General features: G+C 37.4%; 1 protein-coding gene. It reads right to left on the bottom strand.

What is annotated here, in order from left to right; genetic code table 11:
* Positions 1-129: 129 nt before the first annotated feature.
* Positions 130-3,336, bottom strand: a 3,207-nt coding sequence (locus F6K22_RS36675) for a beta strand repeat-containing protein (protein ID WP_375340231.1), incomplete at its 5' end; no start/stop codon positions are given.

The raw sequence follows: 3,336 nt of genomic DNA, 5'->3' as shown, positions 1-3,336 counted from the left end.
AATATCCAAACTAACGGTGGTACTATTACCACCAACAAGATCCAAACTATCGCCAACAACGGTACTAGCGGTAATATCCGCCTCAATACTTATAAATTTCAAGGCAATATTAATACTGCCAATATTCAGTCAGTAGGCGATCGCTCGTCGGGAAAGGTAGAAGTTATCGCCCCCGATGGTTCGATCGCTACCAAAAATATTGGCAGTATTAATATTGCCTTGAAATTTATAAGTATTGAGGCGGATATTACCGCTAGTACCGTTGTTGGCGATAGTTTGGATCTTGTTGGTGGTAATAGTACCACCGTTAGTTTGGATATTGACATTACTGCTTTTTTCAGGTCCGAAGGAAGCGATGTTATAAATTTCAATATTGCCAGCAGAGTTAAGGTTAATATTACCACCTGTACCTTTTTCTGAAAAAGAAGCAATATGATTAATATGTAGGTTGCCGTTATTAGTAGTCTGAATATTGATATTACCACCCACACCTTCGATGGTAGTGGAGAAAATAGTCCCTGTTTTGATATCACCTTCCATACTGGTAATATTAACGTTACCACTATTTTGTTTTCCAAAAGAACTAATATGACCAGTCGTAATATTTCCTTTAGCTTCAATGGTAATATTACTACCATCACCTGAGCGCGATGCACCTTGTAGGTTAGGTAGAAATCTTTCAAAGGTAGCAGCAACTGCGGGATCTGTGAGATTTGTATTTTCTGGTAAGTTGCTAATTGTAACTCTTTGAGTAGTATCAATAGCACCGTTAGTGCTGATAATTGTGATGTCTCCTGCTTTGCTTGACTCATCACCTTGAATTGTTGTTGTAGCAGTAAGCAGGAAACTTGTATCGATATTTCCTTCTGCTTCCAAGGTAATATCTCCTCCATTACTGGTCATAGAAGTAGATTCTAGTCTACCCTTGCTTGTATTAATTTCTCCTCCTGCTTCCAGGGTAATATCTCCTGCATCACCATTGCCAAAAGAGCGAGAGTCTACATTTGCAGTTTGAATATTGCTTTCAGTATTCAGAGTGATATTACCTGCTGCATCGTAGGAGCGAGATATAAGTTGAGTAATAGATGTATCAATAACACCAGTGCTATTAAGGGAAATATTTCCTGCTTTTCCATTATTGGTAAATGTGGATATTGGTTCAGTTACAGTAATGTCACCTTCTGCGCTAATTTCTACATCCCCTCCACTAGAAGTTAAAATTCCTCTAATTGCATCAGTAGCGTTTCCTATAGATATTTCCTGAGTAGGAGAGTTAAAAAATGCGCCACCACTACCTCCTCTAGCTTCTAGGTTATTTACTTCTAGGCGAATTGGTTGTGTAGATAAACCAATTCCACCATTATTTCTAGTTTGAAAAATTACGCTGTCTGCTTTGATTAAAGAATTGTCGCTAGCTCTAAAAATGTTTCCCCCTGTCGTATCTACTGTAACTGTACCAGCAGTACGGAGGTTGCTCAAGGTTATGTCTCCAACTTCGCCAAGAGTTCCCATTTGTATTGTAATATTTCCACTCCCTGCATCTAATGTTGTATCTGTTGCCATTGTAATATTCGCTTGACCTGGTTCCCGATAATTGGCATTTGCATTGTTGTCATTAGCACTGAGAGTAATATTGCCATTTCCTCCAGAAGTATTTATGTCAGCGTTGACATTTATATTACGACCTGCTTTTATTTCTAGGTTGGATATTTTGTCTGAGTTAATAGGTTCGTTTATTGTAATATCGTTGTGTGCTTGTAAAGTAACTTCTCCGTCTCGATCGTTAATTTGCTCTACATCTATATTATTGGAATTTTCGTTAATATCCTCTTCTGTTCCATCAGTAACAGTGATATCTGTTGAAATATCAAGATCGCCTACCTCAATACTACCTTCATAAGCATTGATAGAAATATCTCCATCTGTACCATTTTCTGAGGATGTTGTTAGTTCTCCTTCATTAGTATTAACGTTACCGGAGTTACTACTTAACTGGATGTCACCTCCTTTTTCCATACCAGATGAATCAATATTGCCTGTGTAAATATTTCCTTCAGCACTCAGAATGATATTAGCTCCAATTCCTTTTTCTGAGGATGTTGTTAGTTCTCCTTCATTAGTATTAACTTCACCAGAGTTACTACTTAACTGTATGTCACCTCCTTTTTCCATACCAGATGAATCAATATTGCCTGTGTAAATATTTCTTTGAGCGCTCAGAATAATATTAGCTCCAGTTCCTTTTTTAGCAGAAGAGTTTAACCCACCTGGACTGGTATCAATACTACCCGCAGAACTAATAATTTCAATTTCTCCTCCTTTTTCTCCTCCAAATGTAGTGATATTACCTGTAATTACTGAGTCAGTAGCACTGATAGAAACATTTCCTCCAATTCCTCTATTTCCTCCATTACCTAAATTACTATAAGACTCTATAGCACCACCAGTAGTATCAATAATTCCTCCTGCACTGATAGAAACATTTCCTCCTCTTTCTCCATAAGAAGTATAAGAATAGATACTACCTGTAATAATATTACCTGCTGCCTTTAAACTGACATCACCCCCGCTACCATAACGACCATATAACGACCTTGAACGTAACGTACCTTTGGTTGTATCAATGTTGCTCTCAGACTCCAAAATAATATTTCCACCTTGATGATCTCCACTAACAATAGAAGATAAGAGTTTTTGTGTGAAAATATCTCCTTCTGCTTTGAGAGTGATATTTCCTCCATCCCCGTCAACAGCAGCAGATTGTATTTGACTTTGAGTAGTATCTATTTTTCCTCCTGCTTCAAGAGTAATATCACCACCTCTTCTATTTCTTTGTTCGTTTTCTGAGGATCTACCTTGTGAAATTGATGATATTAATCCTGTGGTAATATTTCGTCCAGCAGTTATTTCTATATTCCCTCCTTCTTTGTTGCTAAAAGATAAAATTGGTCCGTTGGTAGTATCAATAGAATTACCTGAATTTAAGATAATATTACCTCCCGTTTCTGCGCCATCTGCGCGAATATCACTTGTCTGAATATTTTCTCCAGCAGTTATTTCTATATTCCCACCTTCTTTTTCACTAGAAGATGAAACTCTACCATCATTAGTATTAATTGAGTTACCTGCATTTAGGATAATATTACCTCCTGTTTCAGTTGCTTTGGCATTGATATTATTTGTCTGAATATTTCCATCTGCCGTGAGTCTAATATTACCCCCATTTCCTAATTCAGAACTAGCATTAATTCCACCTTCTTTCGCATCAATTCCACCATGACTACTTTCCATAATAATATCCCCCCCATCTCCCTCACTTACCGCTGTCGAAATATC

The sequence above is a fragment of the Okeania sp. SIO2F4 genome (genome assembly GCF_010672385.1).
Lineage (GTDB): Bacteria > Cyanobacteriota > Cyanobacteriia > Cyanobacteriales > Microcoleaceae > Trichodesmium.
The sequence above is the reverse complement of the archived record's forward strand: the minus strand, read 5'-3'. Positions and strand labels throughout refer to the sequence as shown.